10 protein-coding genes and 1 pseudogene are annotated in these 6173 nt (G+C 58.5%); 5 read left to right on the top strand and 6 right to left on the bottom strand.

Features of this window, described 5'->3' with window-relative positions; all coding sequences use genetic code 11:
* Positions 1-41: 41 nt before the first annotated feature.
* Entirely contained in the window at positions 42-701 is a 660-nt protein-coding gene (locus tag RGM3321_RS28340; RefSeq protein WP_244395793.1) for a hypothetical protein, read from the top strand.
* Positions 702-740: 39 nt separating this feature from the next.
* Here the strand turns inward: RGM3321_RS28340 and RGM3321_RS28335 are convergent, their stop codons facing one another.
* Both RGM3321_RS28335 and RGM3321_RS28330 read right to left on the bottom strand, forming a co-directional pair.
* On the bottom strand, positions 741-959 hold the full coding sequence (locus tag RGM3321_RS28335) for a hypothetical protein (RefSeq protein ID WP_024641928.1): 219 nt from the start codon (positions 957-959) through the stop codon (positions 741-743).
* Positions 960-1343: 384 nt separating this feature from the next.
* Positions 1344-1556, bottom strand: coding sequence for a hypothetical protein (locus tag RGM3321_RS28330; protein ID WP_244395776.1), 213 nt, complete (start codon positions 1554-1556; stop codon positions 1344-1346).
* A gap of 124 nt (positions 1557-1680) precedes the next feature.
* Between RGM3321_RS28330 and RGM3321_RS28325 the strand changes: the two are divergent.
* From RGM3321_RS28325 to RGM3321_RS28310, 4 genes and pseudogenes are all read left to right on the top strand, one after another.
* A pseudogene (locus RGM3321_RS28325) lies at positions 1681-2178 on the top strand (hypothetical protein).
* A gap of 51 nt (positions 2179-2229) precedes the next feature.
* Positions 2230-2454: a hypothetical protein gene (locus RGM3321_RS28320; protein WP_244395775.1), complete on the top strand. Its 225-nt coding sequence runs from the start codon at positions 2230-2232 to the stop codon at positions 2452-2454.
* A gap of 38 nt (positions 2455-2492) precedes the next feature.
* Positions 2493-2705 carry a hypothetical protein gene (locus RGM3321_RS28315; protein ID WP_096137030.1) on the top strand — a complete coding sequence of 71 codons (213 nt, stop codon included), beginning with the start codon at positions 2493-2495 and terminating at the stop codon, positions 2703-2705.
* Positions 2705-3817: a tyrosine-type recombinase/integrase gene (locus RGM3321_RS28310; RefSeq protein WP_244395792.1), complete on the top strand. Its 1113-nt coding sequence runs from the start codon at positions 2705-2707 to the stop codon at positions 3815-3817. The genes RGM3321_RS28315 and RGM3321_RS28310 overlap by 1 nt, the downstream gene beginning before the upstream one ends.
* A 239-nt stretch (positions 3818-4056) precedes the next feature.
* Here RGM3321_RS28310 and RGM3321_RS28305 read toward each other — a convergent pair whose 3' ends face one another.
* The 4 genes from RGM3321_RS28305 to RGM3321_RS28290 form a co-directional block, all read right to left on the bottom strand.
* A complete protein-coding gene (locus RGM3321_RS28305) occupies positions 4057-4314 on the bottom strand; it encodes a hypothetical protein (protein ID WP_244395774.1) in 258 nt (85 codons plus the stop codon).
* On the bottom strand, positions 4301-4612 hold the full coding sequence (locus RGM3321_RS28300) for a hypothetical protein (protein WP_244395773.1): 312 nt from the start codon (positions 4610-4612) through the stop codon (positions 4301-4303). The genes RGM3321_RS28305 and RGM3321_RS28300 overlap by 14 nt, the downstream gene beginning before the upstream one ends.
* A gap of 97 nt (positions 4613-4709) precedes the next feature.
* Complete coding sequence (locus RGM3321_RS28295) at positions 4710-5954, bottom strand: SGNH/GDSL hydrolase family protein (RefSeq protein ID WP_244395772.1); 1245 nt, start codon at positions 5952-5954, stop codon at positions 4710-4712.
* A complete protein-coding gene (locus RGM3321_RS28290) occupies positions 5951-6163 on the bottom strand; it encodes a hypothetical protein (protein ID WP_244395771.1) in 213 nt (70 codons plus the stop codon). Before RGM3321_RS28290 ends, RGM3321_RS28295 begins: the two co-directional genes overlap by 4 nt.
* Between the last annotated feature and the right edge of the window lie 10 nt (positions 6164-6173).

The following is a 6173-nucleotide window of genomic DNA, read 5'->3' as shown; positions in this document are numbered from 1 at the left end:
GAGCGCCTGCACTCGACGCTGCATTACGTAAGTCCGATGCAATACGAGCAGAACTGGCAAAGGCAACAACCCTAGATACTCGACCCCGACGCCGGGTTAAGGGATACGTTTCTCGGGGGCAAGGTCAGACAGTCACGCGGCGGGCGCTCAAGGTGCAACCGCACATTGATGCGAGCGGTAATTTCTGTGTAGGGGGCTCCAACTACGGGCAAGACATTTACGGCAAGCCGGTGACAAAACACTTTGTCAGCAGTGACTGCCCGTACGGCCAACGCGGCGACCGGCTTTGGGTGCGAGAGGCTTGGCAGGCTGACGCTCAATTGAATGCGATTGCGCCGCGAGAGCTGAGCCACGGCGAGCCGATCCAGTACCCGGCAGATGGTTCCTCAAGGCAAACCGGATGCTCGATGATCAGGCCGGGGAAAACTCGGCCATCCATCCACATGCCGCGCTGGGCAAGCCGCATCCTGCTGGAGATAACTGACATACGCGTTGAGCGCCTGCAAGCCATTTCCCGCAGCGACATCCGGGCGGAAGGATTGGAATGCCCTCCAGAACTGGCGAGTGACGACGTATCACCGAATTATCGCGACTGGTATCCCGCTGCATGGCAGGAACTGTGGAAATCAATCAACGGTGCCGACTCGTGGAATAGCAACCCATGGGTCTGGGTTGTCGAATTCAAGCCGGTGACACCATGACAGGCTGCCAAGCACTAGAACAAGCCGGCGTCAACGACGTCAGCCTATGCTAAGCAACCGCGCTGGCGGTTTCTCATCAGCTTTCCGGTAGAGATATTGACGCCATTCCATAAAGGCGCTCTGCTGACGCGAGCATGCATCCCTCCACTGCTCACCACCAACCTGCCCCACATGCAGGGCCATCATTATTTCAGTGGCCTTGTCTAGCTCGCCCACTAAATCATGTGCGTTGGTTGTATCGAAATAATTGGTGTTCATAAAGATCCATTTTAATTATTGGCTATCAATCGACTAGCCGTCTCCTTGATCGTGCTCGGGCTCTGACGAGCGGTAGAAATACAAAACCCAGCTCGAAACGTTAAGCACGTCCACTCTCCCACCAAAACATTTACAGCCTGCCGGTAATCGGCGGGCGGAGACCTGTCATGTCCGAAAGAATCCCCTGCGTCGAGTACGACGCCGCAGCCATTAGTTGCAATAGCGGTTTCCCGGTTCTGCACTCTATCTGCCATGGCGGTCCTGACGGCTGCCATTTCTGCGGCGCGCCAGGAAGCATGCCCATGTGTCTGCGTGAAGACCTTCCGCCTCACCTGATGCGGGACGACGGTACGCCGCTCGGCTGGCCTGACAAATCAAACCGCCCTACATAATCGTAAAGATCAGCTCTCCCCTGTCAGTCATCGCCATGCCGTACTTGAGCCTGCCTAGGTACTGCTCGTGCATTGAGTAGACCTGGTCATTGATGATTCTGAAAATGAGGGTCCTGCCCGACCATATGTTGCCGTCAGCGCCGCGCTGACCCAGCTTGGCGTTACACGGCCCGTAAACCTCGTTCGTGGCTGTGATGCATTCCATGACCTCTCCTTGGTGCCGTCCCAGCTCCTGCTGGCTGCATGGACCATAGCAGTGATCGATAGCGCCTGCCGGATATTCCCTTTCAATTGTCAGCCTGCCGGTGATCGGCGGGCGAGGTATTTCTATGGCTAGTCCAAAGCATCACACGCGTGAAGCAATAATCAACGCCCTGCCTGACATTGCTGTGCAGCTCCCACTCGACTGCGAGCTGGTTGTGGTAGCTGTCCGTCCAGGCAGCCACGACTTCGACCTGGTCCTGCCTTCTCCGGAAGCGAACCTGAACAACGCTCTTGATGCTCTCCGGCGAAATGGCCTGAGCATTGACGGAGACAACGTGTACAAACGCGATCTTCTGGATGCGGCAGTGGGCGCGATGGGGTATGGCTTTCAAGGCACGAATCCACCGCCTTCCGGTCACTGGGGCCAGCGCTTCTATGACCTTGGCCGCGCAGAGGCTGAGCTGCGTGAATAGCTGGTCGCTGCACTCAAGCTCACCCGCGAAAATCTCCGGGCATGCCAGGCGACCATTCACCTTCGAGGCGGCTTCGATCCCGGCTACATCAACGATGCGCAGGCAGCCATCAAAGTGGCTGACGCAGTGCTGAGCAAGACCCCTCAATAACACCTTCCTCTACCCAGAGCCTGCCGGTGATCGGCGGGCGGAGACGTGCCCATGAAAGTAGAAATGAGCGGCGCCGGAATCACGATGGCTTTCGCCCACCCCAGCGCGATCAAGTGTCCCAAGTGCGATTACAAGGGGCATGGCCAGCTGACAACTCGATATCGAACTTACTGCCCGGTTTGTTTCGACGAGTTCATTCGCCGGAACGTACCTGAGGTGGTCCCCGACCCCGAAGGCAAGCCATTCGACCCAAACAGCCAGATCGCCTATCTATAACCCCCTTCCGCCGCCCAGCGCGGCCCGGAGCCAAGAAAATGAGAAAAGAACTGATCAAGATCAGTGAGTTTCAGCGTCGGCGCTGGGGCGAGAACGGTACGCCGCCCTGCCCCCAAGCGATCCGAAATTACATCCGCAACGGCCAGCTGCCAGGTGAGCAAATTGGGAAGCTCTGGTATATCGACTGGACCGCCTACAACAAAGCAGCAGGTAATGACCTGATCGCGATGGTATTGAAAGGAGCTGCATGATGGTCCCCCGGCCGCGCAACAAATCAAACAAGGGCCTGCCCCAAAATCTGTACATGGACGACCGGCGCGGAACCTATCGATATCGCAGGCCGACTGACGGCAAGTGGTTTCAGTTTGGGACCGACCGAATCAAAGCGGTCGACGCGGCCAAGCAACTGAATCTGGCATTCATGCAGGGGGCCGATCTGGTCGAAACGGTACTGGGCGTGACCTCTGAATCGTTTACAGGCTTCCTTGATCACTATGAAGCAACCGTACTGCCGCCGAGGGAGCTGGCGAAAGGAACGCTTCAGCTGTACGCGGTTCACTTTCGGAGATTCCGGAAAGCGTTCGAAGGCAAGGCCGTGGATCAGATCAGCATCCGCATGGTTGCCGTGATGCTCGACGCCTTGACGCCGCGTACAGCGAATCAGTGCCGAGCCCTGCTCATCGACATATTCAACCACGCTGCAGCTAAAGGCTTGTGCCCGGATAATCCTGCGGCCAGCACCATCAACCGAATCGAGAAGAAACAGCGCAAGCGCCATACCGTCGAGGGCCTGAAACTGATTCGCGAGAAGTCGCCGGCCTGGCTACGGAACGCGATCGATCTGGCACTGATCACAGCGCAGCGCCGAACCGACATTTTGGACATGAAGTTTGAAGACGTGCGGGAAGGCTTTCTGTATGTCATCCAGCAGAAGACGGCCAAGGCCAGTGACGCAGCCTGGATTCGATTCCGAGTGACGCCAGAGTTACAGGCTGTCATCAGTCGGTGCCGGGACAACGTGGCTTCGCCCTATCTAGTTCACCGGCGCCCGGAGCGCCTGAAGCAAAAGCAGGCCCAGACCAAGGACCACTGGACGAAGATCGAAGAGCGTTATCTGACACGCGCATTTAAGACTGCGCGCGAGGAGGCAGGGTGCTACGCGGATTGGAGTGATGAGGAAATGCCGGGCTTCCACGAAGTGCGGGCGCTGTCACTGCACCTGTACAAGAAAGCCGGAAAGGACGGGCAAAAGATCGCCGGGCATGCGAGCGAGGATATGACGAAAAACTACCAAAAAGACCACGCCGAAATTGTCTGGTCGGAGGCAATACCCGACCTCGACATCAGCCAGTTTTCGAATTAGTTTTGCGCCAGTTTTGCGCGGGTTTTGCGCAAGCCGAAAATTAAAAAGGGGATCAGCACCGTAAGTGACTGATCCCCTTAACAAAATATGGTCGGGACGGAGTGATTCGAACACTCGACCCCTAGCACCCCATGCCTGTGGCACCCCAGCAAACACACAGCCTATGGCTGTTTTCTATGGCGCTCGCTGCAATCGAATAGCTATAGATCATCATAGGTGTAAGAGAAGTCACGCAAAAGTCACGCACCCTCCCCCGGCGTTCTGCCAACGAACAAACCAATCTCCTCAGCTTCAGCCAGTTCCACCTCGGCCCAAATCTTGGCGCAGTCCAGGAGCTCGAGCATTTCGCCGAACTCTTCGTCGCCTACCTGGCCTGCACCCAGGGCCGCCCTTGCCAGGTCGATCAACCGTTGCCGGTGCTGCTCCGGCTCAGCCAAGAACGAACCACGATCATCAATGCACCGATTCCAGGCGGCCAGTGGATCACGCCCGGTCATCGACGATCTCCCTGCACCACCACGACTGCCAGTAGAAGGCATCACCGACCTGCTCGATACCGGTCAGGTTCATTCCGTTGGTTGCCATGCTGGTGATCGTGACATCGATGAGCGGCGGTATCACTTCCGGCAGATGAGGCGATGATTTGTACAGGAAGGCGCTGATCGCAATACGGCCCAGCGCCTCGATCTTGTACTCGGCAATATGGATATCACCACGGACCGGCTCAATCCGGTGAAGCTCCTTACGGTCGATGGCGATGCCCAGGTGTCGCCGCCTGAGGATGAGATAATGCATTTTCTACTACCGGTTAACTGTATATCCAGCCAGTAGAATCGATACGGGGTTTGCCGGGCAATACTGTATGAGCAGGTTTTCGACAGGTGGCGGCAGCCTAAACCTTGCGGATGCCGAACTGCGCAACCTTCACGATGGAGTTCTGCGCCACGCCTGCGGCCAGGTACAGGCCCATGCGCGAAGTGATGACAGTTTCCGTCAGATCGATGGTCCCGCGCTGCGTCTCCAGTTGCCCGGAGAAGCTGGCCGGCATGGTGAAAGGCTCTTGGTACTTGTCCATCGACCGATAGTAGATGGTGGTGGATGCGCCGCTGACGGGCTTGGTGATGGTCAACTCAGCCTCCCAGGCCAATATGCCGCGCGACGAGCCGACAATATCCACCGCCGACACCATCTCAATAACGTCGCCAGCTGCCAGGTTGGCCTGCACAACGTTGGCCGAGGGCTGCACGTAGACGTAGCCGCCCGCCGCAGCCAGGGTTCCGCCCAGTTCAATGCACTGCGCCTCGCCATACGCGGCAGGCTCCTTGTACCACCGCGTGGTGATCCCGGTCAGGCCAAAGCCCACGGCTTTGTAGCCGTCCGCCAGCACCGACCCGGCCACAGCGTTTACACCAGCCGGGAGCGTGCCGCCAGTGCCCGCCAGCAGCGGGTTGGCATTGAGGCAACCAAACGGGCGGATGGCCGAATAGATGTCGCCAGCGTCCGTCGGGAGCGGGACGCCGGGGAACTCAAAGTTTGCGGTGACGATCGGCACGACTCGCGAACTGATGAAGTCAGCACCCAAGATGTTCGGGTGCAGGCCTTCCACGGTCATGGCCTCGGTAAAGCCGTCCCAGATATTGACCACCGGCACGAACTGGCTGACGTAGCTCAGCACCCAAGCTTTGTAGGCGATCGCATCCGCCAGCGCCTGACCGGTCAGCGCCCTGCTACCGAAGCGCGGCGTACCGGTGCCGACGATCAGGTACTTGCCCGGCGTGTTCAGGAACGCAGTGACGATCTTCATTACGTTGGCTTTCGTGTCCGCCAGCGACATGCCGGCCGTTGTGCTGTCGTTGGTGCGGGACAGCAGCATCCACAGGTCAGCCGTCGACGAAGCAATGCAGGCCGGCAGCCGGGCGAGAAACTGGCCGGTGTGGTCGCCGACCTTGCCCTGGTTGTCGAGGTAGCTGGGGAACAGCCCGGTGCGCGCCGCGATCCAGGCCGCATAGCCGTAGGCCTCGGTGCCGAACGCCGTAGCCGCGATGGTGTGGCAGTTTCCCGAGAAGCTATCGCCGAGCAGGCCCAGGCCACGCCGGATCGGTTGGCGCCGCTGAACTTGGTTGACCAGAAGGCTCATCGGGTGACCTCGAAGTAAGCGCCGGCCGTGGGCGTGATGCGTGTTGCAGAATTGCCGAGCTGGAGCAAGTAACCGCCGTCGCTGGTAAAGGTGTCAGTCACTACCCAGCTACCGCCGGCCTGCTTTTCGACGGTCACGCTGCCGCCGTTCGCCTTGACGATCAGCATCGTCTCGCCCATGTATTTCTGAATCAGCTGCGTCGTGGCCATTTCGTTGTTC

It is taken from the genome of Pseudomonas sp. RGM 3321, from assembly GCF_022836805.1.
GTDB lineage: Bacteria > Pseudomonadota > Gammaproteobacteria > Pseudomonadales > Pseudomonadaceae > Aquipseudomonas.
This window is presented reverse-complemented; position numbering and strand designations above follow the sequence as displayed.

Bases quoted from the DNA above. Each gene is read 5' to 3' on its own strand.
- RGM3321_RS28305 (WP_244395774.1), bottom strand. From the start codon at position 4,314: ATGACCGGGCGTGATCCACTGGCCGCCTGGAATCGGTGCATTGATGAT.
- RGM3321_RS28335 (WP_024641928.1), bottom strand. From the start codon at position 959: ATGAACACCAATTATTTCGATACAACCAACGCACATGATTTAGTGGGC.
- RGM3321_RS28315 (WP_096137030.1), top strand. From the start codon at position 2,493: ATGAGAAAAGAACTGATCAAGATCAGTGAGTTTCAGCGTCGGCGCTGG.
- RGM3321_RS28320 (WP_244395775.1), top strand. From the start codon at position 2,230: ATGAAAGTAGAAATGAGCGGCGCCGGAATCACGATGGCTTTCGCCCAC.
- RGM3321_RS28300 (WP_244395773.1), bottom strand. From the start codon at position 4,612: ATGCATTATCTCATCCTCAGGCGGCGACACCTGGGCATCGCCATCGAC.
- RGM3321_RS28295 (WP_244395772.1), bottom strand. From the start codon at position 5,954: ATGAGCCTTCTGGTCAACCAAGTTCAGCGGCGCCAACCGATCCGGCGT.
- RGM3321_RS28290 (WP_244395771.1), bottom strand. From the start codon at position 6,163: ATGGCCACGACGCAGCTGATTCAGAAATACATGGGCGAGACGATGCTG.
- RGM3321_RS28330 (WP_244395776.1), bottom strand. From the start codon at position 1,556: ATGGAATGCATCACAGCCACGAACGAGGTTTACGGGCCGTGTAACGCC.
- RGM3321_RS28310 (WP_244395792.1), top strand. From the start codon at position 2,705: ATGGTCCCCCGGCCGCGCAACAAATCAAACAAGGGCCTGCCCCAAAAT.